We start from the raw sequence: 25,823 nt of genomic DNA, 5'->3' as shown, positions 1-25,823 counted from the left end.
GTTTTCTTTGTAAAGAACGGCCTTTATTATTCGGAATGTTCTAAATATATTGTTTTTTGTGTTTTTACCTTATATAATGGCACCTAAATACAATTTTTAGAGGGGTGGACAGTACTATGAACGAAATTCAAGTTGGCCTATTAGGTCTTGGAACTGTAGGAAGCGGTGTGGTGCGCATTATTGAAGATCATCAAGATCGTTTAGCACACCAAATCGGTTGTCCTGTCAAAGTGACAAAAGTATTAGTACAAAATTTAGAAAAAGAACGAGAGGTCCAAGTAACCCCTACATTATTAACGAAAAATCCAGATGAAATTATAAATAATCCAGATGTTGATGTTGTGATTGAAGTGATGGGCGGTATAGAAGATGCAAAAGCATATATTTTACAATCGCTCCAAAACGGTAAGCACGTTGTCACAGCGAATAAAGATTTAATGGCACTTCACGGTGCAGAACTTCTTACTGTAGCAAAGGCAAATCAAGCAGATTTGTTTTATGAAGCAAGTGTAGCCGGTGGTATTCCGATTCTACGAAGCATTGTAGAAGGCCTTTCTTCTGATCGGATTACGAAAATGATGGGCATTGTGAACGGAACAACGAATTTTATTTTGACAAAAATGTCTGACGAAGGGAGAGCATACGAAGACGTGTTAAATGAAGCGCAGCAGCTTGGATTTGCAGAAGCAGATCCAACATCAGATGTTGAAGGTTTAGATGCCGCACGAAAGATGACAATCTTAGCAACACTGGGATTTTCTACAAATGTAGAACTTCATGATGTGAATGTAAAAGGAATTACATCTATTACGGAGGAGGACATTGCGTATAGTAAGAGTCTAGGCTATACAATTAAGTTAATCGGTGTAGCTAAGCGTGATGGTGAAAAATTAGAGGTAACGGTAGAACCAACATTGTTACCAAATACACACCCGCTTGCGGCTGTTCAAAACGAATATAATGCAGTATATGTATATGGTGAAGCGGTAGGAGAAACAATGTTTTACGGACCAGGCGCGGGAAGTTTACCAACAGCAACAGCTGTTGTATCTGATTTAGTAGCGGTTATGAAAAATGTACGCCTTGGTGTAACAGGAAATAGTGCAGTAACGCCGCAATATGAGAAAGTATTGAAAGCGGAAGACGAAACTTATGTGAAGAAGTTTCTACGCCTTCATGTAAAGGATGAAGTAGGGGTGTTTGCGAAAATTACATCGCTATTCTCTGAACGCGGCGTAAGCTTTGAAAAGATTATTCAAATGCCATTACAAAAGAAAGGAGCAGCAGAAATCGTTATTGTTACACACCGTGCATCCCTTGCAGATTATGCACATATTCTCGAAACGTTAGCGACATATGAAGAAGTAGATTGTGTGAAAGCAAACTACCGTATTGAAGGAGATGCTCGCTAATGTGGAACGGACTACTTGCCGCTTATAAAGAATACTTACCAATTACTGAGCAAACACCGTCACTTTCACTATCAGAGGGAAATACACCGTTGATTTTATTAGAAAATCTTTCAGAAAAATGGGGTGTTTCTGTTTACGCGAAAGTAGAAGGTGCAAATCCGACTGGTTCTTTTAAAGATCGCGGGATGGTTATGGCTGTAGCAAAGGCAAAGGAAGCTGGCAGCAAAACGGTTATTTGTGCTTCAACAGGAAATACATCTGCGTCGGCAGCTGCTTATGCAGCGCGCGCAGGTTTATCTTGCATTGTTATGATTCCAAATGGAAAAATCGCCCATGGAAAGTTAGCGCAGGCAGTCATGTACGGTGCTGAAATTATTAGTATTGATGGGAACTTTGACCATGCTTTGCAAATGGTACGAAAGCTTAGCGATTCATCGCCGATTACGCTTGTGAATTCAGTGAATCCATATCGTATTGAAGGGCAAAAAACAGCAGCATTTGAAGTTTGTGATGCACTTGGGAAAGCACCTGATATTTTAGCCATTCCAGTTGGAAATGCGGGGAATATTACAGCGTACTGGAAAGGTTTTATAGAATATAACGATAAGCGTGGAACAGGATTACCAGAAATGCGTGGTTTCGAGGCGGAAGGGTCGGCGGCGATTGTGCGTGGATATAAAATTGAGAAACCGGAGACAGTTGCTACGGCAATACGTATTGGGAACCCTGCAAGCTGGGATAAAGCCGTCGCTGCTGCTCATGATTCAAATGGAAAAATTGATGAGGTAACAGATGCAGAAATTCTTCAAGCATATGAATGGCTTGCGAAGTATGAAGGGATTTTTGCGGAGCCTGCTTCTTGTGCATCGCTTACTGGTATTTACAAGCAAGTACAAACAGGAGAAATAGCAAAAGGAAGTAGAATCGTCGCTGTTTTAACAGGAAACGGTTTAAAGGACCCTAACATTGCGATCGATACGAAAAAAATTCAGCCGCTTGTGTTGCCAAATGATGAAAAGGTTGTGTTTGAACATATTCAAGGAGCTGTCCTTCGATGAAGGCGGTTCCTATGTTTACAATTCGTGTGCCGGCTAGTACAGCAAATCTTGGGCCGGGCTTTGATTCAATAGGTCTTGCGGTAAGTAAATATTTAACGGTAGATGTATTTTCGCATTCTAGTTGGGAGTGCACGGCAAAAACAACGATTCTTCAAGGGATTCCAAAAGATGAGAAGAATTTACTCATTCAGACAGCGCGCATGACAGCTACTCGTTATAATAAGGAGCTTCCTTATTGTCATCTTCATCTAGACAGTGATATTCCATTAGCGCGCGGACTTGGAAGCAGCGCTTCGGCAATTATTGCGGGAATTGAACTTGCTGATCAGCTTTGCGAATTATATCTATCTAGAAGAGAGAAGCTGTTGATTGCAACGGAAATGGAAGGGCATATCGATAATGTTGGGGCAGCGTTATATGGCGGCCTTATGATAGGAACATATGATGGAAAAGATATTTCATTTTTGTCTCAACCTATTCATGATATAGAGCTTGTAGCGGTCATTCCTTCATATGAACTAAAAACAGTTCATTCGAGGGACGTGCTTCCGAGTACGTTACCGTATATAGACGGCATTCGCGGCAGCGGTGTTGCCAATGTACTTGTCGCGGCCCTATGTAAGGAGGACTGGGTGCTTGCTGGAGAAATGATGAGACAGGATATGTTTCATGAACCATACCGGAAAGAGCTCGTACCTGAATTACAAAAGCTTCAAGAATTAGAACATCAATATTTATATGGTGTTTCTTTAAGCGGTGCTGGCCCAACTGTGCTTTGTTATGTGAAAAAAGGAAGCGCTGAAGAAGTAAAGATATGGCTGCAATCGATTTTCAGCCATTGCGTGGTAGAAACGCTTCAAGTTGTAAACGAAGGGGTTCATATTATATCTGAAAAACAAAAGCCCATTGAAAGTATATAGCTTTCAATGGGCTTCTTGCGTACGACAACTTTGTAATACTTTTGTACCAACTTGAATAAATGTTTGAATGAGCCAACCTGTCGTAAAAGATAGAATAATGGTGCCGAAATAAATAGGACCATCTAGTATGAAACTAGCAGTTAGAAATAGACAAGCTAGAGAAATTTCTGTTCTTTGAAAGGACCATTTTGTTTTTTCCGAGATTGTTAACACAAATGCTTCTTGCGGTGCAGTCCCAAGCTGTGATGAAACATAGATACCAATACCTGCGCCGACAGATACATTTCCGAATATGAGTGTTATATACTTTGGAAGAGAGCGAATGCCATCCATTATAACTGTAACTGAGCCAATCAAATCAACAAAAACCGAAATTAGCACCATCGTCACGATTGTCCCAATTGTAATACGCTTTCGACTCATACACAGTACGATAAGAGTAAAAATCAAATTAATAATAAACATCCAAGAGCCAATGCTTAAACCAAAGTTTTGATATAAAGCAATGAAAAGGGAATCATATGGGCTAAGGCCAAATGAAGTAATCGTTGTCATCATATTGATTCCGAGGGAAAGCAAGAGTAATCCACCTATGAAAAAGATATGTTCTAATTTTAAGGTCATAATAAAACATCAATCCTTTCTTATTTATATCCATAAGTTAAAAACGACATCAAAACCCTTTTCTTTTTAGGTGGGTGAGAGCATCTGGCCGCGCACGGGAGCGGTCAGGGCCTTTTTCTACCACATGCAATGTTTTCAAACAAAAGAAGAAAGCAAGTCGTGGCCATGTTGCATTTGGCAGTGCTAGCTGTCGAAAAATTAAAATGGATATTTAGTCTGCTTGCACAGGATATAATGTGGAAAGCTTACCAGGTCAAGGGGGCATTTCTAATTTTTTTTTGTATAGGGTAATATGTAGGGAGAAGGGAGCGTGTACGATGTCAAATATAAAAAAAATCGCCGAAATGGCAGGGGTCTCGATTTCTACTGTTTCTCGCGTTTTAAATAATCATCCGTATGTAAATGAACAGAAAAGAAAAGAGATATTAGCCATTATAGAAGAGTTAAATTACACGCAAAATTCGAATGCGATTCATTTAGTACGGGGAAGAACCAATGCGATTGGTGTGCTTCTCCCATTTGTAAATAATCAGTATTACAGCGCTATTATAGAAGGTATTTCAAGAGAGGCTGCCAAACATAATTACAATATGATGCTCTGTCAAACGGGTTATAGTGCGGATAAAGAAATAGAAATTTTGAATATGTTAAAAATGAAAAAGTTGGACGGGGTTATTATATGTTCGAAAATAAATGCTTGTGAGGAGATTGAAAAATACGCCACATTTGGCCCGGTTGTGACGTGTGAAGATACGGTATCTCATACAATTTCTAGTATTCATATTGATCACTACAAAACGTTTGCGTTAGGAATGGAGTATTTAATAGAAAAGGGACATAAACGAATCGGTTACTGCATTGGACGAAATAATAGTTTTAATAGTCAAAATCGAAAAAGGGCTTACGCAGATGCTTTATCATCTATTCATGTTAACCCGCGAGAAGAGTGGCAATTTGTAGACTGTTTCACGGTAGAGGATGGGACTCATATTGTTCAATCGTTCCTTCATATGAGAGAGCGTCCAACAGCTCTTCTTGTATCTTGTAATCATATTGCAGCTGGTATTGTAACAGCTGCCCAAAAAAGCGGTCTTTCGATTCCAGAGGATATTACAATTATTGGGTGCGATGATCAACAGGTTGCAGAGATATTAGATATTACAACCATTGCTCATTCGAGTGTGGAAGTTGGTGCAGGTGCATTTACAATTTTACATGAACAAATTATGAATAAGGAAGCAGAAGTAAAAAGAATTGAGTTATTTGCGAAGTTAACGGAAAGACTGACGTAACTACTCAGTCACTCTGTGAAAAAAAGCAGAAAAGTTTTTTGAAATGGTCAAGAGGGACTGGCCATGCATAGAAGCGGTCAGGGCCCTTTCCTGCCACGCGCAACGTTTTAAAACAAAGAAAGGCAGCAAGGTGCATTGCCATTTTTATCCCGCACTAACAGGCAGTAAGACTCCCACCTCAAGATTCTGAGAAAACGTTGTCCAGCTCTAGCGGCTAGAATCTCCGGTCGTTTCGCCCCCTCGGACGAGGCAAAAAGCACCTCTCTGTCGGGAGCTCCAACGTCCTGCGATTCTGAGCGAGCCGCTTCCTCTTTTCTAAAGAAGATAGGTGGGAGATAACTGCCCGTAAGAGCCCGATTGGTTCAACTAACCATCAGTGGGGGATGAAGAAAACCCCACTGATTAAAGTTTTACTTTATAAGAGAATGAAAATCGCTTTTTAAATTCCTTTTTTTGTATAATGTAGTCAATTTATAAGGGGGGTTTAGCATGAGACCGAAATTTGTGAAGGTTATTTTAATCGTTGCACTAGCGTCTTTTTGTTTATTTGCATACGGATTTATTACCAGTGTAAATGATGTTCTAAATCCGAAAACTTCTAAGCTAACTCCTGCCGTGCAAAAAGAAACAAAAGGGAAACAACAAAAGGAAATCTTGCAAGTCGTTAGCTTAGGTGATTCGTTAACACGCGGTGTTGGAGATAAAGAAGGTATTGGATATATTGGACGGATGAAGAATGAATTGAAAACAGAATACAAACAAAAGGTAGCGCTCACAAACTTGGCGGTGAGCGGTGCGAAAATGCCAGATTTATTGAAACAAGTGGAAAGCAGCGGCACTCAATATGCAATTAAGCAAGCTGATGTGCTTGTTTTGACGATTGGCGGAAATGATTTATTTCCAGGATGGGAATCACTTGGAAATCTGGATTTAACGACATACCGTCCTGATACAGCAACATTTCAGGCTAATGCAAAGAAAATTTTGGAGCAATTAAGGAGTTTAAACCAAAATAGTCCGATTTTTTGGATTGGCTTGTATAATCCATTTGAGGATGTAGAAGAGTTAAAAGGCTCGTCTCCAATTGTTGTCGACTGGAATGGGTCATTAGAAAAGCTTGCGCTTAGTTATCCAAACGTATACGTTGTCCCGACGTTTGATATGTTCCAAAATCGCGGTAAGGATTTATTATATTCTGATCACTTCCACCCGAATGAAACCGGTTATACATTGATAGCAGATCGTTTATTACAAAACGTTGTTAGTCAGCTAAAGCTAGCTGGAGGTGAGAAAAAATGACGACAGTTCTATCTGTTCGGAATTTAAAGAAGGCTATTAAGAAAAAAACGCTCGTTGAAGATGTATCATTTGATATACAGCAAGGAGAAGTATTTGGATTTTTAGGACCAAACGGAGCAGGGAAGACAACGACGATTCGAATGCTTGTTGGTCTTATTGCGGCAACAGAGGGAACCATTTCGATTGGTGGTTATGACATAAAAGAAAATTTTCGCGGTGCGATGAGGCAAATTGGAAGCATCGTTGAAAACCCTGAATTGTATACATATTTAACGGGATTTGAAAATTTAAAGCAATTTGCCCGTATGCTAGGTGGAATTTCCGATGAACGGATTATGGAAATTGCCAAAATGGTACATCTTGATGAACGTATTCACGATAAAGTGAAAACATATTCACTTGGGATGAAGCAACGTCTTGGGATTGCACAAGCTCTTCTTGGCAGTCCGAAACTCCTTATATTAGATGAACCGACAAATGGCCTCGATCCGGCTGGTATTCGAGAGCTTCGTGAATTTGTGCATACACTTGTGAAAGAAGAAAACATGAGCGTATTCATTTCCAGTCACTTATTAAGCGAAGTACAAATGATTTGTGACCGCGTTGCGATTATTAATAAAGGAAAAGTAATTACGGTAGCAAGAGTTGAAGAGTTAGTGAAACAAGCAAGCGACCGCGTGGAGTGGGTTGTGACGCCACTAGATAAAGCGAAAGCATTGCTTGAAGAGTCGGGTGAAGTAACGGAACTTGTCGTAGAAGAAGGACGACTATTATGCCGCATGAATCAAGAGCGTGTAAGTTTTTATAATAAGCAGTTAGTTGAGCACGCTGTAGATGTTCATAGTGTAAAACAAGTTGTATTTACATTGGAAGATCTATTTATGGAACTGACAAAGGGGGAGCAACATGCGTGAATTTGCGAACCTCGTCTATAATGAGGCGGAGAAAATATATCGAAAGAAACGTATTGTAGTAGTCATGCTTATTTTGGCGATTTTAATTCCGATTTTTGTTTATGCCCAGTACCGAGAAGTGCAGACGACTGTAAAGCGTCTTGGGACAAGTGATTGGAAAGTATCATTACAGCAGCAAATCGTTGATTCACAAAACCGTTTAAATAATTCGCGTCTTCCCGAAGAATGGAAAGCGTGGTTAAAGGTAAGAGTGCAGCAGCAACAATATTATTTAGATCATAATATTAATCCAAGTGCGCCAGGAGCACCGACATTTGTACGTATGTTTATTGAACAAGGAATTACGCTATTTATCCCGCTCCTTATCATGATTGTAGCAATTGATATTGTATCGGGAGAACGGAGCGATGGCACGATGAAAATGCTCCTTACGCGGCCGATTCGGCGCTGGAAAATTCTTTTAAGTAAATATGTGACGATGGTGCTGTTTATTTCATTTATTTTGTTGCTTGTCCTGGTTCTTTCTTATGTGTTATCAGGCATTGTATTTGGTTATGCTGGGTGGAATTTGCCGGTGCTGACAGGGTTTATTACTGAGAGAGATACGTTAAATACAAGTTTTGTTCATCTTATTCCGCAGTGGCAATACATTGTGATGGCTTATGGACTTGCTTGGTTTGTAGCAATTGTTGTTGGCACAATCTCATTTATGATTTCTGTACTGATTCGCAATACACCAGCTGGTATGGGAATTATGTTGGCAGCATTAATTGCTGGAGGCATCTTAAATAATTTTGCAACGTCCTGGGAAGGTGCAAAATATATTTTTAGTGTCAATTTATCGTTAACGGATTATTTATCAGGACAGTTACCAGCGTTGCAAGGATTGTCGATGAGTTTCTCGTTGCTTAATTTAACAGTATGGGCAGTTGTATCGCTCATGATCGCTTTTGCGGTATTTACAAAACAAGACATGGTGAATTAATACGATAGGAAGTGAAAGAATGGAACAAATATTAAAGAATGATTGGGCACCATTACTAGCACCTGAATTTGAAAAAACATACTATCAACAATTACAATCATTTTTAACAGAAGAGTATCGCACGCATGTTGTGTATCCAAAGCAGGAGGATGTTTTTAATGCTTTGCGTTATACAAGCTATCAAGATACGAAGGTACTTATTTTAGGACAAGATCCATATCATGGACCAAATCAAGCGCATGGTTTAAGTTTTTCGGTGCAACCTGGTGTACGCACGCCGCCGTCACTGCAAAATATGTACAAAGAACTGCAGGATGATCTTGACTATCCAATCCCGAATAACGGTTATTTAGTAAAATGGGCAGAGCAAGGTGTTCTTTTACTAAACACTGTATTAACAGTGCGTCAAGGAGAGGCCAATTCTCACAAAGGAAAAGGGTGGGAAGTTTTCACGGATCGCATTATTGAGTTGTTAAATGAACGGGAAAAACCAGTTATCTTTGTATTATGGGGACGCCCTGCACAGGCGAAGAAGAAGCTTATTACAAATCCTAATCATCATATTATTGAATCTGTTCATCCAAGTCCATTATCAGCACGCCGAGGATTCTTTGGTAGCAAACCATATTCTAAAATAAACAACTTCTTAGCAAACAATGGCGAGCGGGAGATTGATTGGCAAATTCCGAATCTATGAATGAGGATTCTTTCATTTAGAGATTTATACGTGCAAAAACAGACCACTACGGATGTAGCGGTCTGTTTTTTTATTTATTTTCTTCTTGTTTTAATTTTGCATCTAGTACGAACGTGCCAAATGGAATAACAGATGCAACAAGCGCACCAAACGCCCATGATTTTGATTTATTATGAATCGTCGTTACTTGAATAACAGCGAAGATGAATAGTATAAACAGGACACCGTGTGCCATACCTACCACAGTAACAGCTTTCGGAAAATCTGCAAAATACTTCAGCGGCATTGCAATGAATAGAAGGATTAGAAAAGAAATCCCTTCCAGCACTCCAATGACTCTTAAACGCCCAATCGGTGTTGATAACATAAAATGGCCTCCTTAGTTATGTAAGCTTGTATATGATAAATTTGTATTCTTTTTGTAAATAAAATAGCCTATATAAATATAATTCAAAAAATCGACATAAAAACCCTCTTTTTTAGGTGGTCGAGAGCATCTGGCCATGCATAGAAGCGGTCAGGTCCCTTTTTTGCCACATGCCAAATTTAAAACAAAAGGAGAAAGCAAGTAGCGGTCATGTTGTACTTTGCATAACAGAAACCCATGTGTCAGAAAATTGAAATGGATATATATAGTTAATTTCATTATAATCAAAAATAAACTTTACACTATGGGAATGGTGTAAAGTTCAAAATATCTTCACAAGCTAATACATATAAAAAATAAATCGCGCCTAAGTATTTGACTCGGGCGCGATTTTATGAATGATTGGTTCCCTTCAACGTGAAAACAGTTCTACACTAGCACTTCGCTGTTCAAAACAAATTGTTCTACAACTTTTGCGACACCATCATTCATGTTTGTGTCCGTTACATGATTTGCAATGGCTTTAATGTCGTCAGGTGCATTGCCCATTGCAACGCCAAGACCAGCAAATTCAATCATAGCCTGGTCATTATAGCTATCGCCCATTGCAATCACTTCTTCACGTGTAATACCAAGTTTTTGGATAAGGTGGTGTAAGCTTGTTCCTTTTGTTACACCATATTCTGTGAATTCTAAGAAGAATGGCTTTGAAAGCATAACACTTAATTGACCTTCAAATTCTTGTTGCAATTTCTTTTCAACTTCTGCAAGACGCTCAGGCGCTTTCATCATTAATACTTTCACAACAGGTTCTTTCACTGCACTTACAAAATTATTAACCTCTATAACTGGCATACCTGTAATATGAGCTTCAACTTCTGTATATTCATTATTTTCTGCTGTTACAATATCATCGCCAATGTACGTATGAATCCAAACATCCTCGTTTTGGCTTGTTTTATATAAATTATGAACAATTTCGGGTGATAATGTACTGCTAAATAATTCTTCGTTTGTTTTACAGTTAATAATTTTTGCACCGTTAAACGATAAAATGAAACTTCCGTATTCTTCTAACTTCAGTTCTTTTGCAATTGGCCATATCGCAACTGTTGGACGACCAGAGGCTAGTACAACTTTTACACCACGCTCTTGGGCGTTCATTAGGGCCTCTTTCGTACGCGGTGAAATCGTATGGTCATCGCGAAGTAATGTATCATCTAAATCTAGTACAATCATTTTATAAGACATTTGCATAATCCTTCCTACTATGAATTTATAATGTGAAATGAATCGTAAGACATCGAACCTCTTTGAAGATGGAATCGATTCTACATGAATGTATATATGAGCAAACATATTTTGTTTGCTTATATATGTTTCTATTATCGTAACAATTCTTAAAATAGACTGCAACGCTTGAAGTTTGCCAATTTTGTTTACGTTTTGTGTCGATTAGTTCAACTAATCCTCAACGAGAAACCCATTCGTTGAGGAAGTTTCACTTTACCCCGCCCAAACAGCTGGTAAGAGGTTAAGCAAGGAAGTGAGATGCAAACCATCTGTAAGGGCCCGATTGGTTCAACTAACCTCTTGGAAAGAAAGGCGTTTTCCAAGAGGAAGTTTCACTTTACCCCGCCCAAACAGCTGGTAAGAGGTTAGGCAAGGGGTGAGGGGCAAACCATCTGTAAGGGCCCGATTGGTTCAACTAACCTCTTGGAAAGAAAGGCGTTTTCCAAGAGGAAGTTTCACTTTACCCCACTTGTTTGTCTGTTGAACGAGAGAATAATATTTCTAGTATAATTGCCATTACAGAGCCGAGTACAAGGCCATTGCTTAAGAAGGATGCAAGGAATGGCGGCAGTGAAGAAAAGGACCCTGATGGGATGAACATGACACCAATTCCGGTAAAGAGGGCAAGGCCCGCGACTTTGAATAAGCGTTCTTTATCTTTTACATTTTCATATTCTCGAAAAGCTAACCCAATCATACTTGCAAATACTGGATAAATAGCTGCATAGCCAACAGCTACTGGAATAGCTGCAATGAATGAAGTAACCTTTGGAAATAGACTCATAAGAATAATAAAGGACGATCCAAGAATAAACGGTAATCGTTTATAAATGTTTGTTGTCGCAATAAAGCCAGCTGATCCAGAAATCGCAACAGGTCCAATTGCTGAAAATAGACCGCCAAGAAGCTGATTAATACCAGTTATAATTCCAGCTTGTTTAAATCGATTTTGCGGCACAGTTTCTTCGTATTTCGAAATTACTTGTTGAACAACGCGAATACTTGCTAACATATTAGTTAGCAGTAATAACGTAACGAAGAAAATAGTAATAACCATATTCCATTCTAAACGAGGTGTACCAAATACAAAGATAGATGGTATACGGATAATATCTGTTACAGGTGTAATTGGGTTTGATAGACCGAAACATGCAAATAAAATCCATCCAATTACAATACTGCATAGTACAGAATATTGACCAATAATAGGTAGTTTCATAATAAAGAAAGATAAAACAATAATGACAAGAGAAAGAATAAAGACTTTCCCTTGAACAGCTGTATGCTGTTCGTTAAGTCCAAACATACCTTTTAAAAATGATCCGCTTAGCTGTGCGACGAGTAAAAATAGGTAGGTTCCAATGACAGTGGGTGTAAAATAGCGGACAAGTTTATCAATAAGTCCAAATGTACTAAGAAGGATGCAAATGATGCCACTTAATAAGAAGGAATATTGCAGTACCCGAAGTGTCTCACTGTTTGAGCCAAATAATACAACGCCTAAGCTTGCATACAAGGAAAAGATACCCCACCAAAGTCCTGCAGGCCCTTCTTGAATTGGCAAGCGATGACCAAAGAAAGTTTGTAAAATCCCTGCAAATCCAAGAACAAATAATGTTCGTTGGACGAATGCGATTGCTTCTGCGCCTTCTAATCCATAGTTAGCGGCGACACTAATTGGAACGATTAGGCTGCCAGCCAAAATAAATAATGCCCATTGCAAGGCAGAAAGAAATGTTTTCATTATATATCAACCTCTTTCCTGTATTCCATTTCTAGTATATATGTATTTGATTTGTTGTGGCAAAGATTGAATTGAGAGAAAAGAGCTGAAAGAATATCATGAGTGCGCGTAAACAATTGATTATTGCAATTATATGTATGTGTTTTGTAGTAATGATTGGAACAATCGGGTTTATGATGATAGAAGAGATTAGTCTGTTTCAATCATTTTGGATGACGATGATTACTGTATTAACCGTTGGGTATGGAGATGCCGTTCCATTAACGAAAGCAGGGAAGATTTTTGCGCTTTTAATCATTCCAATCGGCGTTGGTATTGTGACGTATGCGATTGGGGTAGTAGCAGCCATGATTATTGAAGGAAATTTATTTCAGGCAATGCGGAGGAAGAATATGGAGAAACAAATTGCAGAAATGAAAAATCATATTATTGTGTGTGGATGTGGCAGAGTTGGTTTGCAAGTTGTACAGGAATTACGGGAAAAAAACATGCCTTTTATTGTTGTCGATAGAGAAGAGTCTGTATTAACGGAGCAAAAACTTTTATATGTACACGGAGATGCAACAGACGATGAAGTGTTACATAAAGCTGGTATTACAAGGGCATCTGGTTTAGTAGCGATTGTTGCGAATGATGCAGAAAATGTGTTTATTACCTTAACTGCAAGGGGTCTAAACCCGAATATTAAAATTATAGCTCGGGCAGAAAAACAAGAGTCAGAAGAGAAATTACGCCGTGCGGGTGCGAATAAAGTTATTAATCCATCTAGTATGGCAGGAATTCATATTGCAAAAGGAATTGCGAATCCTTTCACTGTTCATTACATAGATACGGTGTTATATGGAACAGAACAGAATTTCGCTATTGAAGAGATTGAAATGGCTGCAGGATCATCCTTAATTGGAAAAACGTTAATGGAAGAAGATATAAGAAATCGTTTTGATGTTACGATTTTAGCGATTTTGCGAGATGGGCATATTATTCATAATCCAACAGGAGCGGAAAAATTAGCAGAACGTGATATGATAATAGTATTTGGTCCAGTAGAGAAATTGGAGCAATTTGAGAAAGAATTACAATACATGAGGTGAGAAAACATGCAAATATCTAGCGATAAGATTTTAAATAAAATGGCAAGTGAAATTGCAAAGGCGAAAGGGAGTGAATCACATAAAGCGAAAGAGCATCTTTTAGTTGTTCGTGCATTATGTGACCTATTACTCGAAGAACAGACAGAAGCTTCTGTATATGTTGAACCAAAATTACAAGCACATGTTATAGCGTCGCAAATGCCTGTTCAACCAATTGCTTCATTTTCAGGAGAGCCTGTATATGTGAAAGAGGAGGATGCAAACGGAAACTCTCTTTTAGATTTTTAGATGCTAAATAGTTGGATTGTGTGTGAAAATTTTTTAATATAAAAATAAAAAGGGGAATTCCAATGAAAATTTTCTTCTTATTAGGTTGTATGGCAGCAGCATTATCTGTTGCACTTGGTGCATTTGGAGCACATGGACTTGAAGGGAAAATCTCAGCGAAAATGTTAGAGGTTTGGAAAACAGGTGTTACATATCAAATGTTTCATGCAGGTGGATTATTTATTGTTGCTTTATTAATGGATAAGATTCAATCTTCTCTTGTAAGTGCAGCAGGCTGGTGTATGGTAGCGGGTATTATTATGTTTTCCGGAAGCTTATATGCATTAAGTACAACTGGTATAAAATTTTTTGGTCCAATTACTCCGCTTGGCGGCGTAGCATTTATTGTAGGTTGGATTTTACTGGGGACTGCGGTTGTAAAAGGGCTATAAAGTGAAACTTCTTCCCAAGAGGTTAGTTGAACCAATCGGGCTCTTACAGATGGTTTGTACTTTATTTCCTTGTTTAACCTCTTATCAGCTGTTTGGGCGGGATAGAAATAAAACAAAAGCTGGCATTTGCCAGCTTTTTCTTATCATCTTGGAGGGTAAGTTGCTGGTTGTTGTGTTGGGAAGTAGATGATTTCTCCTGGAAATTCTACATAATCAAGATAAATCATAAGCAGTAAATAACGTTTTCCGGACTTAGGTTCACTTACAATGATATGATCGCGTCCTGCAGCCTCAATGATACCTGTATAGGATTGGGTACCAAGTGTGCTGCCACGCTCATATGTCATGAAAAAAGTCGCTGGTTTTCCTTTGTTTAAACGAAGGATATTTTCAATATATGATTGCTCAAGTGGAAGCATGCCTTGAGAAGCGGCAAGTTGTGCTTGAGCAGCTTGCGGCGATGGCATTTGTTGTGCTTGTTGTCCTGGCTGCGGTTGCATATACCCGCCAGATGGTTGATAAAATCCTCCCCCATAGTATGGGTTTTGTTGCTGTGCCATACGAAATCCCTCCTCTTTTCAGTTCACTAATACACACTTGGACAGTCTTCAGCACTTGGTTGGAAAAAGCAATGGTTTTTAAAACGACCAGAACTTTCTTGATTAAACCAAGTTGGTGGACATTCGCCTACTGGGCGGAAAAACCATAACGAAAAATTAGCGGGCCAAAATCGTTCCCCTTGAATCGTACGTCTTGCCAGAGCGATATCACTTTCACGGGCACGCTGATAGAAGTAACCTTTTTGCGTAGCCTCAAATCCACCAGGACTTTGAAATACCATTTGACGAAGGTTTCGAATCTTTTTAAAGTCTAAGCAATTCCCCTTTACGCGATTGACGCCGACATTTCCAACCATAAGCATTCCTTTAGGTCCTTCTCCTTCTGCTTCTGCCCGCATTAATCGGGCAAGTAGTTTTACATGTTCTTCTGTATATGCAATAACACCCATCTGTTTCACCTCTCTTATTACTCCGCTAGAGAAAAGAAAGTGTAGAATAATTACTAATTCATAGGTATGAAAAAAAAGGGGCAGATATGACAACCAAACCATGTTTTAATATTTATCTTGCTATTCGTAGATATGCTGACGAAAGTCTCAATTATTCTCCTTAGAGATAATAAAAAGCTAGCAATTTGCTAGCCTTTTATCATCCGAATAATTTTGACCACGTATTAGAGAAGAAGTCTCCAATGGATCGCATCGTCAATACGAACCAATTCGCTTTTTCTACTTCCTGCGTTGTTTTTACATCGAATTTCGTTTGTTTATTTCCATCAAGGAAACCATATTGATCAGTAGATTCTAAAACAAGTGAGCCTACTTTGGCATCCTTTTTCACAGGTGCAACTAAACTTCCATCTTCGGAGATTGATTTGTTTGCTTCATAGGAAATTTTGTAAGGAGGTTTACTACCTTTTTTTGTGATTACCGTTATTTCTTTTTCAGGTGTCACAGTTACAGTATCTTCTTTTCCTTTTACGACAGAAATCGTATTGTTTTTATCTATTTTCAATTTCTGTTTTTCAAAGCTTTTGAAGCCGTAATCCATTAATGTACGGGATTCTATGAAACGCTCATCCATTGATTTTGTTTTAATAATAACGGAGATTAGGCGTAAATCACCGCGTTTGGCTGTAATGGTAAAGCAATATCCAGCTGAATCAGAACTTCCTGTTTTTAAGCCGTCTGTCCCCTCATATGCAAATGCAGCGCCTGGTAACATCCAGTTCCAATTTTCCATACGAATTGGGCGCGGATGATTATCTGGAAAATTTCTAAATCTTTGTTTTGTATCTTCCAATATTTCTGGATATTTTGTCATAATTGTTCTAGATAAGATTGCCATGTCTCTAGCTGATAAAGAGTTTTCACCGTTTGGATCTGTTCCTTCCGGGTGTTTTCCTTTTAAATCAGCGTTATTTAATCCTGTAGCATTTACAAATTTATATTTCTTTAACCCTAGTTTTTTTGCATGTTCATTTGCGATATTTAAGAAGTTCTTTTCACTTCCTGCAAGAAGTTCAGCAAGTGCAACACTTGATCCATTTGCTGAGAAGACAAGAATAGAATGATATAATTCTTTAACTGTATATTGTCGTCCTTTTTCAAATTGGACATTGGAAAATTCGTTGTTACGGGAAATCTCGTAAGCATAATCAGAGATATTTACTTTTGTATCCCAGGTGATTTTCCCTTCTTTAATGGCTTCTAAAACGGAGTACACAACTATGAGTTTTGACATACTAGCAATTGCAAGTAATTCGTCGGGGTTTTGCTCGTGTAGTATTTTTCCTGTATCTGCATCAAACAGAATGGCAGCAGCGGCTTCAATATGTATGTCTTCTTTCGCATAAGAGGGAGTTGCTCCTATGAAAGAAAACATGAGTGTAAGCCCTAATAAAATAGATAACATTTTCCTCATAATAAATTATCACCTTCGCATCGTTATTAGCATGTAGCTTGTACCATTCTAACATGAGTTTGAATATGGAAAGATTACAATTTTGTAAGTATTTTGGGAAAAATATCCATTTTTCAGGTTCTTACTTATATAAAAGAAAAAGGGCAATATTTGCCCTTTTTTCTTTTATACGTGTAAAAATTTAGCGACTTTTTCGCTTGGTAAAATGTTTCCAATAAAGAATGTTCCAAACTCACCGTAACGTGCACTTACTTCATCAAAGCGCATTTCGTATACAAGTTTCTTAAATTGAAGAACATCATCGGCAAATAATGTTACGCCCCATTCGTAATCGTCAAAGCCTACAGAACCAGTAATGATTTGGCGTACTTTTCCTGCATATTGACGGCCGATTTTTCCGTGGCTATACATTAATTTTTTGCGCTCTTCCATCGGTAACATGTACCAGTTGTCTTCGCCTTGACGACGTTTGTCCATTGGATAGAAACAAACGTGGTTTGCTTTTGGCAATGTAGGGTATAGACGCGCAAGAATTTGTGGGTTTTGATATGGATCTTCTTCAGCAGGAAGATAGTTACTTAGCTCCACAACAGACACGTAAGAGTATGTAGGAAGCATGTACTCTGCTAATGTTGTTTTATTGAATTCTGCTTCAATTTCATTTAATTCTTCCATTGTTGGGCGTAAAATCATGAACATAATATCAGCTTTTTGTCCAACAATTGTATACATTGCATGGCTACCTTGTTTTGCAGTTTCTGTTTTGTTCCATTTTTCAATGATATTTAAAAATTCGAACATTGCTTGCTGACGCTCGTCACTAGATAATGTTTTCCATGCCGCCCAGTCCATAGAACGGAAATCGTGTAAACAATACCAACCATCTAACGTTTTTGCTGCTTCACTCATTAGGTTCACCTCGAATAGTCAAGTTTTACACGTTAACTATATCATATAAAGATGAAAAAGCATGTATCGGAGTCTTGGGCGCACAAAATTGTCACATTTCATGGCGGAATTTTGAGAAAATATAATCATTTTTATTTTATCAATTTTTTAGAAGCAATAAGTTTAAAATAGAGGTATTCTTAAATATGGATTTGAATTCGTAGGAGGGTTATTGGTGAGCGATTTATTTACAACAGTAAAAGAAAAAGTTCAAGGTAAAGGCATTTCTATCGTACTTCCTGAAGGTACTGATGAAAGAATTTTAGGCGCAGCAGAGCGTTTAGCAAAAGAAGAATTAGTAAAACCAATCTTAGTTGGTAATAAAGAAGAAATTAGCGCGAAAGCTGCTAGCATGAACTTAACATTAGCGGGTGTTGATATTTATGACCCAGCTACATACGAAGAAATGGATGCAATGGTAGCATCTTTCGTTGAACGTCGTAAAGGGAAAGCAACAGAAGAAGCTGCTCGTGAAATCTTAAAAGACGAAAACTATTTCGGTACTATGCTTGTGTACATGGGTAAAGCACACGGTTTAGTAAGCGGTGCAGCTCATTCTACAGCTGATACAGTTCGTCCAGCACTTCAAATCATTAAAACAAAACCAGGCGTTACAAAAACTTCTGGCGTATTTATCATGGTACGTGGTGATGAGAAGTATGTATTTGCTGATTGCGCAATCAACATTGCACCAAACAGCCAAGATTTAGCTGAAATTGGTATTGAAAGTGCAAAAACCGCTGGATTATTCGGCATCGATCCACGCGTTGCAATGTTAAGCTTCTCTACAAAAGGTTCTGCGAAATCTCCAGAAACAGAGAAAGTTGTAGAAGCAACTCGCATCGCGAAAGAAATGGCTCCTGAATTAACATTAGACGGTGAGTTCCAATTTGACGCTGCATTCGTACCATCTGTAGCAGAAAAGAAAGCACCAGGTTCTGTTATTAAAGGTGACGCTAACGTATTCGTATTCCCAAGCTTAGAAGCTGGTAATATTGGCTACAAAATTGCACAACGCTTAGGTAACTTCGAAGCAGTGGGACCAATCTTACAAGGCTTAAACATGCCGGTAAATGATTTATCTCGCGGTTGCAACGAAGAAGAAGTGTACAAGCTTGCTTTAATTACAGCAGCGCAAGCGCTATAATTATGAAAAAAAGGCCCCGCAAACGCGGGGCTTTTTTACTTTTCTAATACAAGTGCTTTATTATTGCGATCAATCATACGCTGTAAGTGATGCTCATATAGCGGTATTTCATCTACTGTCAGCTGCGACGGCATTAATTGCGGCGCAAAGCGCTGTAATGTTTGTAAAAGGCGCATCATTAAGTCTTGAACGGTAATTGTTTCACCAAGTAGTTCAGATAGTGAAGCCATTGTACTTGGGACAATTTCAGGGTACGTAAATCTAGTTTCTTCACCTTGAATTGCTAGGTTGTAAAAATCACGAACAAGCGCCGCACGTGCAGAGCCACTTTCGGTAGCGCATAAATAAATTTGTACTGCGACACCGCCGCGAATACGGCGCTGCGAAATACCAGCAAATTTTTTATCGTTAATACTTAAGTCATAGCTGCCAGGACAGTAAGAACCAACGATTTCTTTAGCCTCGATATTAACAGGATAATCTTTCAGCATTTCTTTAATTAAATGCCACATTGTATCATAGCCAAGATCGATATCGATACCTTTATCTGTTTCCTGGAAAAGAAGTGAGACGTTTAGAACCCCCTCATCTAATACAACAGCAAGTCCGCCTGAATTACGGACGATAACATGGAAGTCTTTTCTTTTCAAAAATTCAGTTCCCTGCTTTAAATAAGGTAATCGTGTATCTTGAATGCCAAGAACAATTGTATTGTGATGAACCCAAGAGCGCATTGTTGCAGCGGAGGTACCATTTCCGACTGTGGTACATAACGTATCATCCATTGCGAAAGACTGCAGCGCATGAAATTGTGGACCTAAGCTTGATTGGTCAACAATGCGCCATTCTGGTTGAGATAAAATCGAACGAGAATCGGTCATGTAACTAACCCCTTATCTATAAAATGACAATATTTATTATAGCAAAAAAGAGTGATTATAAATATAAGTTGAAAACGGACATAAAGGCCCCTTTTCTTTAGGAGGTTGAGAGGGACTGGCCATGCGTAAAGTGGTCAGGGCCTTTTTCTGCCACGTACGATGTTTAAAACAGAGAGGGGGTCACTTTTTGTATTAGTTAGCGGTGATTTGTATGTCGAATATCATCGAGAGGTCTTTATATTGTGTCGAAGCGCCGATATATTTTAAAAAGTGGTCGATATATTGTGAAAAGCGCCGATATATTGCAAAGAATGGTCGATGACGGAAAAAAGGCTGACCCAAAAGGCGTTTATGTGCCTTTTGGGTCAGCCTCTCTTTTTACTCTGCAATTTTTTCTAAATTTCCGTTTCGATCCATGCGAAATGATGTTTGTGTACGTTCTTCATCGTCCATTAATGCCAGTTTACGTGCACGGTTCATAATTTTCATGAGCGTCTCGTAATCTTCTTGAACGGTTGTTGATTGCTGTTCTAATTTTTCAACTTTCTTTTCTAGTTCAGCATTTTTTCGCATATATTCAGCAATGTCTTGTTTCAATCTCTCATTCTCTCTTTCGAGTGCGGATACTTTTACATTAGAAGTTCCGAGAGATTGTAGAAAATGGATAACATCATGCATAGCAATGGAAGAATTTGTTGGTATTGCTTGCGTAGTTTGTATAGGCTGAACAGGTTGAACAGGTTGTTCAATATCAATACTAGTATTTTCATCCACTGTTACAGTAGATGAAATTGGCGGTGTATATAAAAGGCGTTTTTTCGCTTGCTCGCCCCCATTTGCACGCATTTTATCTTTACGATGTTTTTTCGCAAGTTGTAATGCGTGATCGTAACTATAGCGTACGACAGCATTCCAGCGAAACCCGCAAGCCGCTGAGGTGCGATTTAATTTATCACCAACTTCTTCAAAGGCATTTAATTGTGTACTTCCTTCGCGAACGTGACGTAAAACAGTTTCAGCAAGAAGTAAATCATCTTCTTCAGTCCAAGCATCTTGTCTTACTTTCATAGATTCATCTCCCTTTCTTTTTATCAATATCTTATTTTTAGAATGGACAAAATGAATCGCTTTTATACAAAGCTGTTAAAATTATGGTAGATTTTGAGCGGAAATATGTTTGTATACCATTTGTTTCTTACAGGAAGAAAACTTGCATCACATCGAAAAGAAAGGTAAAATACCATTTAGTGTTTATTGTTATATGTACTTGAGAAAAGTTTCAAATAGAGGAAGTGTTATATAAAATGGGAAACGAATTTCGTGTGTGTGATGATTGTCAGGCAACGAATATTAAGACGTTAGTACCGCGTTTAAAGAAAATAGATGAATGTGCAGATATTAAAATCGGTTGTCAATCATATTGCGGTCCTGGTCGTAAAAAATCATTTGCATTTGTAAATAATCGTCCAGTTGCAGCCCCAAATGAAGATGAGTTAATTGAAAAAATTGAAGCAAAGTTAAACAAGTAAAAAGATACGATGTCGTATCTTTTTTTGTTTTGTGAAATGTAAAAAAGTTTTATATAACAAAATTAACAGTTGACAAATTTTAGTTTGAATTTGTAGAATAAAAATCAATGATATTGAAAATCATTATCAAAATCAAGTGATGCTCTTGGTTTTCTTTTTTTGTTCATAAATGAGAATGAATTTCATTTTCGTGTTATACATATTGAAAGTTAGGATGTTGTAGATGGAAGTGAGTATGAGAAAGGTTTACGAAGAAGAATTGGTAGACACAAAAGAGGTAAAAAGCCGTCCGCTTATTGCTTTGATCATTTTAATCGTTGGAACTGCTTTATTAGCTTTCAGTATGGCTGCTGCTATTTCATTTGGTGCTGCTGATATTAGTTTGAAAACAGTATGGCAAGCTGTATTTCAGTTTGATGCATCTACTACATATCATAGTGTAATTCAAGAATTGCGCCTTCCAAGGGCAATTGGGGGAGCGGCTGTAGGGGCATTTTTAGCAGTATCTGGTGCAATTATGCAAGGGATGACGAGAAATCCACTTGCGTCTCCGTCACTTATGGGGATTACAGATGGAGCGGTATTTGGCATTGCAATCATGTTTGCATTCTTCCCAAACTCGCCATATTTAATGTTTGTAATTGCTTCTTTTATCGGAGCAGCATTTGGTGCAAGTATTGTATACGGAATTGGTGCAGCATCTCCAGGCGGACTAACACCAATTAAGTTAGCGTTATCTGGAGCAGCAATTAGTGCCTTACTCGGCGCAATTTCATCTGGGATTGCCTTGTATTTTAATCTAGCGCAAGAAGTTAGTATGTGGCATGCAGGCGGCGTTGCTGGTGTGAAATGGACGAGTTTAAACATGTTACTTCCAGTTGGTCTTGTTTGTCTTATGATTGCGATTATGGTCGCAGGGTATATTACGATTTTAAGTTTTGGTGAAGAAATTGCCATTGGTCTTGGACAAAATACGAAGCTCATTAAGTTTATTGGAACAATGCTTGTACTTGTACTAACAGGTAGCGCTGTTTCTATAGCTGGGTCTGTTGGGTTTGTTGGTCTTGTTATTCCACATTTAACACGTTTTCTTGTGGGATCAGATTATCGCTGGATCATCCCATGTTCTGCTGTTTTAGGTGGATTACTTATTGAGTGTGCTGATATGATCTCACGTATTATTAATCCGCCGTTTGAAACGCCAATTGGCGCTGTAACAGCGATACTTGGTGTACCATTCTTCCTCTACTTAGCACGTAAAGAAGGGAGAGGGAAAATGTGAGGCAAGGAATGTTAACGAGAAAAAACATCTTAATTTTATCCAGTATTGGTATGTTCATTTGCATCGTATTTTTCATTAGCTTACATACAGGTACATTCAAAATTTCGCCAGTTGAAGTGTTGAAAACGCTCGTTGGGCTTGGAACAGAAGATCAAACAACGATTTTATTTGATTTTCGGATGCCGCGAATGATTGTTGCTTTTTTAGTAGGATCCGCTTTAGCGGTATCCGGTGCAATTATGCAAGGATTATCACGAAATCCACTTGCCGACCCAGGGATTATTGGTATTAATGCTGGATCGGGATTGTCAGTTGTAATCTTTGTTTATTTTTTCTTTGGAAAAGTAACGATGACTTCGTTTTTATCTGTATTCATTCTACCGTTCTTTGCTTTAGTTGGTGCAATATTAGCGGCGGTTATTATTTATGCACTTGCTTGGAAAGACGGTGTTTCGCCGGTTCGTTTAGTTCTCGTTGGGATTGCGGTAGCAGCTGGGTTCAGTGCTGTGAGCTTAGTATTCTCGATGAAAATGACAGCGAATGATTTTCGTTTTGCTACGATTTGGTTATCGGGGAGCCTATGGGGGACAGATTGGAAGTTCGTATTAAGTGCGCTGCCATGGATGCTTATTTTCTTACCAATTGCTTTTATGAAAGCACATGTTTTAAATGTAATGAATTTAGGAGATGAGGCGGCAACGGGTCTCGGTCTGAACGTTGAGAAAGAACGCCGTAAGCTATTATTTATCGCTGTTTGCTTAGCTGGTGCATCTGTTGCAGTTGCGGGGGGAATCAGTTTTATTGGATTAATGGCACCGCATCTTGCCCGCCGCTTAGTAGGCGGAAAATATCAAATTATGCTGCCGACGGCTGCGTTACTCGGAACATTATTGCTCTTGTTTTCTGATCTTCTTTCGCGCAGCTTACTTACAACATCAGAAATACCGGTCGGTCTTGTTATTTCAGTAATTGGCGCGCCGTATTTCATTTATTTACTTATAAAGTGAAACTTTAATCAGCGGGGGCTTCAGCCCCCACTGATTCTAGCCGCTAGAGCTAGACAATGCTTTTGCCGAATTTTGAGGTGGGAGATAAACTGCCCGCAAATAGCGGGATAAAAACAAGATAAGGGAGACGATCTGTATGCCATCTTTATCAGTTGAGTCAATATCTGTTGGATATAGTGAAAATTTAATTATTGATGGGTTGTCTGTTGAAATACCTGAAGGGAAAATTACGACCATCATTGGTCCAAATGGATGCGGGAAATCTACGCTTCTGAAAACAGCATCGCGTATTTTAAAAGCGAAACGGGGTACAGTTTATTTGGACGGAAAAGCGATTGAGAAACAGCCGACGAAGGAAATTGCGAAAAGGATGGCAATTTTGCCGCAAACAGCAGAAGTGCCAACAGGTCTTACCGTATTTGAACTTGTTTCATATGGGCGTTTCCCACATCAAAAAGGGTTCGGTACGTTATCGGAAGAAGACTATCGTTACATTCGCTGGGCGCTTGATGTGACTGGTATGAAGGAATTTGCTAATCGTCCAGCAGAGGCGCTGTCAGGAGGACAACGTCAACGCGTTTGGATCGCAATGGCATTAGCGCAGGGAACGGATTTACTTGTACTAGATGAGCCAACAACATACCTTGATATGGCACATCAACTTGAAGTGCTGAACTTATTAAAAAAGTTGAATGAAGAAGAAGGAAGAACAATCGTGATGGTTATTCATGATCTAAATCACGCTTCTCGTTTCTCTGATCATATGATTGCGTTAAAAGATGGAGATTTAATGAAACAAGGAACGCCAGATGAAGTCATGACATCTGAAACACTTCGCGAAGTGTTTGAAATTGAAGCACAAATCGTTCCGTGTCCTGTTAATGGCAAACCAATTTGTCTTACTTACGATTTAATGACAAGTGCGTAAGCAGGTGTAAGGTTGTTCTAGTGGGCGGTAAATTGCTGACGATAGGGCCTAAGGTATACTGCCTGTAAAAGCCCGATTGGTGAGGGCTGATAATCAGTGGGGGATGAAGAAAACCCCCACTGATTAAAGTTTCACTTTATTACAACGAGATAAGGAGAGGGAAATATGAAGAAATTCAAAGTTACTTTATTAGTTTTCGTATTAGCGATTACTTCTGTATTATTTGCTGCATGTTCTTCTGATAAGAAAGAAGAAAAGAAAGCAGACGCAAAAAGTGAAGAGCGTGTTGTAAAACATGCAAAAGGAGAAATTAAAATTCCTGCAAATCCAAAGAAAATTGCGGACTTAAGTGGGTCAACAGAAGAGTTGTTCATTTTAGGTATGAAGCCGGTTATTACGGCAAATACGACGCAAGAAAAAATTGATGCGCATATTGCAGATAAATTAAAAGGCGTACAACCAGTTGGTTCTGCTTGGGGAGATAAAATTAACATTGAAGCAGTAGCTGCTGCCAAACCAGATTTAATTTTAGTGAACAACCGTCAAGAAAAAATTTATGATCAGTTATCTAAAATTGCACCAACGGTCATGTTAAGTGCGCCATTAGATCAATGGCGCCCGAAGTTTGAAGAAGTAGGGAAAACCTTCGGTAAAGAACAAGAAACAGCTGCATGGCTAAAGAAATACGATGAAAAAGCAAGTAATTTACATGATAAAATCATTGCAAAAACTGGCGATGCAAAATTCATGGTAATGGCTGCATATCCGAATGCATTCCGTGTATACGGTGACTACGGTTACGGCAGTATTTTATTTAAAGATTTAAAATTACCAGCAGTTAGCGGTACACCAACAGACAAGTCGTTAGTACAATTACAAAAAGAAGCATTAATTGATTACAATCCAGACTTCTTATTTGTATTCACAACAGGTGACGGTGCCCAGCGTCTAAAAGAATTTCAAGAAGAAACAATTTGGAAAAATATGAATGCTGTAAAAAACAACCGCGTGTATATGATTAAAAATGAAGATTTAAATAAAGGATATTTCCCACTTGGTAAAGAGATGTTATTAGACGAACTATCTATGTTTATTTTAGGGAAATAATAATGATAGAGAAAATCACCTTCGTTTTTGGAAGGTGATTTTATTTTCATGCAGTAATATACAGTCTTTCATTTCTTTCTGTTTCGCCTTTCGTTT

27 protein-coding genes are annotated in these 25,823 nt (G+C 38.6%); 17 read left to right on the top strand and 10 right to left on the bottom strand.

Features of this window, described 5'->3' with window-relative positions; genetic code table 11:
- Positions 1–116 precede the first annotated feature (116 nt).
- From MR076_RS14925 to thrB, 3 genes are read left to right on the top strand one after another with little or no spacing between them, the layout of a single operon-like run.
- Positions 117–1,412: a homoserine dehydrogenase gene (locus tag MR076_RS14925; RefSeq protein WP_242221898.1), complete on the top strand. Its 1,296-nt coding sequence runs from the start codon at positions 117–119 to the stop codon at positions 1,410–1,412.
- Positions 1,412–2,470, top strand: a complete 1,059-nt coding sequence (gene thrC, locus MR076_RS14920; RefSeq protein ID WP_242221896.1) for a threonine synthase — start codon at positions 1,412–1,414, stop codon at positions 2,468–2,470. The genes MR076_RS14925 and thrC overlap by 1 nt, the downstream gene beginning before the upstream one ends.
- On the top strand, positions 2,467–3,390 hold the full coding sequence (gene thrB, locus MR076_RS14915; protein WP_242221894.1) for a homoserine kinase: 924 nt from the start codon (positions 2,467–2,469) through the stop codon (positions 3,388–3,390). The genes thrC and thrB overlap by 4 nt, the downstream gene beginning before the upstream one ends.
- Before the next feature lie 3 nt (positions 3,391–3,393).
- Here the strand turns inward: thrB and MR076_RS14910 are convergent, their stop codons facing one another.
- Positions 3,394–4,017 (bottom strand): YczE/YyaS/YitT family protein, encoded by a 624-nt coding sequence (locus tag MR076_RS14910; protein ID WP_242222025.1) that lies wholly within the window; start codon positions 4,015–4,017, stop codon positions 3,394–3,396.
- Between the two features lie 314 nt (positions 4,018–4,331).
- Between MR076_RS14910 and MR076_RS14905 the strand changes: the two genes are divergently transcribed.
- The 5 genes from MR076_RS14905 to MR076_RS14885 all read left to right on the top strand — a co-directional run bounded on the left by MR076_RS14905 (position 4,332) and on the right by MR076_RS14885 (position 9,201).
- A complete protein-coding gene (locus tag MR076_RS14905; RefSeq protein WP_242221892.1) occupies positions 4,332–5,306 on the top strand; it encodes a LacI family DNA-binding transcriptional regulator in 975 nt (324 codons plus the stop codon).
- A 489-nt stretch (positions 5,307–5,795) separates the two neighbouring features.
- Positions 5,796–6,605, top strand: coding sequence for an SGNH/GDSL hydrolase family protein (locus MR076_RS14900; protein ID WP_242221889.1), 810 nt, complete (start codon positions 5,796–5,798; stop codon positions 6,603–6,605).
- Positions 6,602–7,519 (top strand): ABC transporter ATP-binding protein, encoded by a 918-nt coding sequence (locus tag MR076_RS14895; RefSeq protein WP_242221887.1) that lies wholly within the window; start codon positions 6,602–6,604, stop codon positions 7,517–7,519. Before MR076_RS14900 ends, MR076_RS14895 begins: the two co-directional genes overlap by 4 nt.
- Entirely contained in the window at positions 7,512–8,504 is a 993-nt protein-coding gene (locus MR076_RS14890; RefSeq protein WP_242221885.1) for an ABC transporter permease, read from the top strand. The genes MR076_RS14895 and MR076_RS14890 overlap by 8 nt, the downstream gene beginning before the upstream one ends.
- A 19-nt stretch (positions 8,505–8,523) precedes the next feature.
- Positions 8,524–9,201, top strand: coding sequence for a uracil-DNA glycosylase (locus MR076_RS14885; protein ID WP_242221883.1), 678 nt, complete (start codon positions 8,524–8,526; stop codon positions 9,199–9,201).
- A gap of 70 nt (positions 9,202–9,271) precedes the next feature.
- On the opposite strand, the gene MR076_RS14880 is transcribed toward MR076_RS14885, so the two are convergent.
- From MR076_RS14880 to MR076_RS14870, 3 genes are all read right to left on the bottom strand, one after another.
- Positions 9,272–9,568 (bottom strand): DUF3817 domain-containing protein, encoded by a 297-nt coding sequence (locus MR076_RS14880; RefSeq protein WP_242221881.1) that lies wholly within the window; start codon positions 9,566–9,568, stop codon positions 9,272–9,274.
- A gap of 429 nt (positions 9,569–9,997) precedes the next feature.
- On the bottom strand, positions 9,998–10,819 hold the full coding sequence (locus MR076_RS14875; protein WP_242222020.1) for a Cof-type HAD-IIB family hydrolase: 822 nt from the start codon (positions 10,817–10,819) through the stop codon (positions 9,998–10,000).
- A 502-nt stretch (positions 10,820–11,321) separates the two neighbouring features.
- Positions 11,322–12,605 (bottom strand): purine/pyrimidine permease, encoded by a 1,284-nt coding sequence (locus MR076_RS14870; RefSeq protein WP_242221880.1) that lies wholly within the window; start codon positions 12,603–12,605, stop codon positions 11,322–11,324.
- 98 nt (positions 12,606–12,703) lie between these two features.
- Between MR076_RS14870 and MR076_RS14865 the strand changes: the two genes are divergently transcribed.
- The 3 genes from MR076_RS14865 (at position 12,704) to MR076_RS14855 (ending at position 14,415) form a co-directional block, all read left to right on the top strand.
- The gene (locus MR076_RS14865; RefSeq protein WP_242221878.1) at positions 12,704–13,696 is read left to right on the top strand and encodes a potassium channel family protein; all 993 of its coding nucleotides are present in this window, start codon (positions 12,704–12,706) and stop codon (positions 13,694–13,696) included.
- 6 nt (positions 13,697–13,702) lie between these two features.
- A complete protein-coding gene (locus MR076_RS14860; RefSeq protein WP_242221876.1) occupies positions 13,703–13,984 on the top strand; it encodes a YwdI family protein in 282 nt (93 codons plus the stop codon).
- Between the two features lie 62 nt (positions 13,985–14,046).
- Entirely contained in the window at positions 14,047–14,415 is a 369-nt protein-coding gene (locus MR076_RS14855) for a DUF423 domain-containing protein (RefSeq protein WP_242221874.1), read from the top strand.
- Between the two features lie 143 nt (positions 14,416–14,558).
- On the opposite strand, the gene gerQ is transcribed toward MR076_RS14855, so the two are convergent.
- From gerQ to hemQ, 4 genes are all read right to left on the bottom strand, one after another.
- Positions 14,559–14,975, bottom strand: coding sequence for a spore coat protein GerQ (gerQ, locus tag MR076_RS14850; protein ID WP_242221872.1), 417 nt, complete (start codon positions 14,973–14,975; stop codon positions 14,559–14,561).
- Between the two features lie 26 nt (positions 14,976–15,001).
- Positions 15,002–15,424 (bottom strand): cell wall hydrolase, encoded by a 423-nt coding sequence (locus MR076_RS14845; RefSeq protein ID WP_242221870.1) that lies wholly within the window; start codon positions 15,422–15,424, stop codon positions 15,002–15,004.
- Between the two features lie 199 nt (positions 15,425–15,623).
- Positions 15,624–16,898, bottom strand: a complete 1,275-nt coding sequence (locus tag MR076_RS14840) for a serine hydrolase (protein WP_242221868.1) — start codon at positions 16,896–16,898, stop codon at positions 15,624–15,626.
- A 165-nt stretch (positions 16,899–17,063) separates the two neighbouring features.
- Complete coding sequence (hemQ, locus tag MR076_RS14835) at positions 17,064–17,807, bottom strand: hydrogen peroxide-dependent heme synthase (RefSeq protein ID WP_242221866.1); 744 nt, start codon at positions 17,805–17,807, stop codon at positions 17,064–17,066.
- Between the two features lie 214 nt (positions 17,808–18,021).
- On the opposite strand from hemQ, the gene pta reads away from it, so the two are divergent.
- Positions 18,022–18,993 carry a phosphate acetyltransferase gene (gene pta / locus MR076_RS14830; RefSeq protein ID WP_242221864.1) on the top strand — a complete coding sequence of 324 codons (972 nt, stop codon included), beginning with the start codon at positions 18,022–18,024 and terminating at the stop codon, positions 18,991–18,993.
- A gap of 35 nt (positions 18,994–19,028) precedes the next feature.
- Here pta and lipL read toward each other — a convergent pair whose 3' ends face one another.
- Entirely contained in the window at positions 19,029–19,874 is an 846-nt protein-coding gene (lipL, locus tag MR076_RS14825; protein ID WP_242221862.1) for an octanoyl-[GcvH]:protein N-octanoyltransferase, read from the bottom strand.
- Positions 19,875–20,252: 378 nt separating this feature from the next.
- Positions 20,253–20,942 carry an RsfA family transcriptional regulator gene (locus MR076_RS14820; protein ID WP_242221860.1) on the bottom strand — a complete coding sequence of 230 codons (690 nt, stop codon included), beginning with the start codon at positions 20,940–20,942 and terminating at the stop codon, positions 20,253–20,255.
- Positions 20,943–21,178: 236 nt separating this feature from the next.
- Here MR076_RS14820 and MR076_RS14815 point away from each other — a divergent pair, with 236 nt between their 5' ends.
- The 5 genes from MR076_RS14815 to MR076_RS14795 all read left to right on the top strand — a co-directional run bounded on the left by MR076_RS14815 (position 21,179) and on the right by MR076_RS14795 (position 25,727).
- A complete protein-coding gene (locus MR076_RS14815; protein ID WP_242221858.1) occupies positions 21,179–21,403 on the top strand; it encodes a YuzB family protein in 225 nt (74 codons plus the stop codon).
- 235 nt (positions 21,404–21,638) lie between these two features.
- Positions 21,639–22,685, top strand: a complete 1,047-nt coding sequence (locus MR076_RS14810; protein WP_396021704.1) for a FecCD family ABC transporter permease — start codon at positions 21,639–21,641, stop codon at positions 22,683–22,685.
- On the top strand, positions 22,682–23,692 hold the full coding sequence (locus tag MR076_RS14805; RefSeq protein WP_242221854.1) for a FecCD family ABC transporter permease: 1,011 nt from the start codon (positions 22,682–22,684) through the stop codon (positions 23,690–23,692). The genes MR076_RS14810 and MR076_RS14805 overlap by 4 nt, the downstream gene beginning before the upstream one ends.
- A gap of 136 nt (positions 23,693–23,828) precedes the next feature.
- The gene (locus MR076_RS14800) at positions 23,829–24,620 is read left to right on the top strand and encodes an ABC transporter ATP-binding protein (RefSeq protein WP_242221852.1); all 792 of its coding nucleotides are present in this window, start codon (positions 23,829–23,831) and stop codon (positions 24,618–24,620) included.
- 165 nt (positions 24,621–24,785) lie between these two features.
- The gene (locus MR076_RS14795) at positions 24,786–25,727 is read left to right on the top strand and encodes an ABC transporter substrate-binding protein (protein WP_242221850.1); all 942 of its coding nucleotides are present in this window, start codon (positions 24,786–24,788) and stop codon (positions 25,725–25,727) included.
- Positions 25,728–25,823 lie beyond the last annotated feature (96 nt).

This window comes from Bacillus cereus group sp. BfR-BA-01380, from assembly GCF_022663535.1.
Lineage (GTDB): Bacteria > Bacillota > Bacilli > Bacillales > Bacillaceae_G > Bacillus_A > Bacillus_A cereus_BB.
This window is presented reverse-complemented; position numbering and strand designations above follow the sequence as displayed.

Bases quoted from the DNA above. Each gene is read 5' to 3' on its own strand.
- MR076_RS14925 (WP_242221898.1), top strand. From the start codon at position 117: ATGAACGAAATTCAAGTTGGCCTATTAGGTCTTGGAACTGTAGGAAGC.
- thrC (WP_242221896.1), top strand. From the start codon at position 1,412: ATGTGGAACGGACTACTTGCCGCTTATAAAGAATACTTACCAATTACT.
- thrB (WP_242221894.1), top strand. From the start codon at position 2,467: ATGAAGGCGGTTCCTATGTTTACAATTCGTGTGCCGGCTAGTACAGCA.
- MR076_RS14905 (WP_242221892.1), top strand. From the start codon at position 4,332: ATGTCAAATATAAAAAAAATCGCCGAAATGGCAGGGGTCTCGATTTCT.
- MR076_RS14900 (WP_242221889.1), top strand. From the start codon at position 5,796: ATGAGACCGAAATTTGTGAAGGTTATTTTAATCGTTGCACTAGCGTCT.
- MR076_RS14895 (WP_242221887.1), top strand. From the start codon at position 6,602: ATGACGACAGTTCTATCTGTTCGGAATTTAAAGAAGGCTATTAAGAAA.
- MR076_RS14890 (WP_242221885.1), top strand. From the start codon at position 7,512: ATGCGTGAATTTGCGAACCTCGTCTATAATGAGGCGGAGAAAATATAT.
- MR076_RS14885 (WP_242221883.1), top strand. From the start codon at position 8,524: ATGGAACAAATATTAAAGAATGATTGGGCACCATTACTAGCACCTGAA.
- MR076_RS14880 (WP_242221881.1), bottom strand. From the start codon at position 9,568: ATGTTATCAACACCGATTGGGCGTTTAAGAGTCATTGGAGTGCTGGAA.
- MR076_RS14875 (WP_242222020.1), bottom strand. From the start codon at position 10,819: ATGTCTTATAAAATGATTGTACTAGATTTAGATGATACATTACTTCGC.
- MR076_RS14870 (WP_242221880.1), bottom strand. From the start codon at position 12,605: ATGAAAACATTTCTTTCTGCCTTGCAATGGGCATTATTTATTTTGGCT.
- MR076_RS14865 (WP_242221878.1), top strand. From the start codon at position 12,704: ATGAGTGCGCGTAAACAATTGATTATTGCAATTATATGTATGTGTTTT.
- MR076_RS14860 (WP_242221876.1), top strand. From the start codon at position 13,703: ATGCAAATATCTAGCGATAAGATTTTAAATAAAATGGCAAGTGAAATT.
- MR076_RS14855 (WP_242221874.1), top strand. From the start codon at position 14,047: ATGAAAATTTTCTTCTTATTAGGTTGTATGGCAGCAGCATTATCTGTT.
- gerQ (WP_242221872.1), bottom strand. From the start codon at position 14,975: ATGGCACAGCAACAAAACCCATACTATGGGGGAGGATTTTATCAACCA.
- MR076_RS14845 (WP_242221870.1), bottom strand. From the start codon at position 15,424: ATGGGTGTTATTGCATATACAGAAGAACATGTAAAACTACTTGCCCGA.
- MR076_RS14840 (WP_242221868.1), bottom strand. From the start codon at position 16,898: ATGAGGAAAATGTTATCTATTTTATTAGGGCTTACACTCATGTTTTCT.
- hemQ (WP_242221866.1), bottom strand. From the start codon at position 17,807: ATGAGTGAAGCAGCAAAAACGTTAGATGGTTGGTATTGTTTACACGAT.
- lipL (WP_242221862.1), bottom strand. From the start codon at position 19,874: ATGACCGATTCTCGTTCGATTTTATCTCAACCAGAATGGCGCATTGTT.
- MR076_RS14820 (WP_242221860.1), bottom strand. From the start codon at position 20,942: ATGAAAGTAAGACAAGATGCTTGGACTGAAGAAGATGATTTACTTCTT.
- MR076_RS14815 (WP_242221858.1), top strand. From the start codon at position 21,179: ATGGGAAACGAATTTCGTGTGTGTGATGATTGTCAGGCAACGAATATT.
- MR076_RS14810 (WP_396021704.1), top strand. From the start codon at position 21,639: ATGAGAAAGGTTTACGAAGAAGAATTGGTAGACACAAAAGAGGTAAAA.
- MR076_RS14800 (WP_242221852.1), top strand. From the start codon at position 23,829: ATGCCATCTTTATCAGTTGAGTCAATATCTGTTGGATATAGTGAAAAT.
- MR076_RS14795 (WP_242221850.1), top strand. From the start codon at position 24,786: ATGAAGAAATTCAAAGTTACTTTATTAGTTTTCGTATTAGCGATTACT.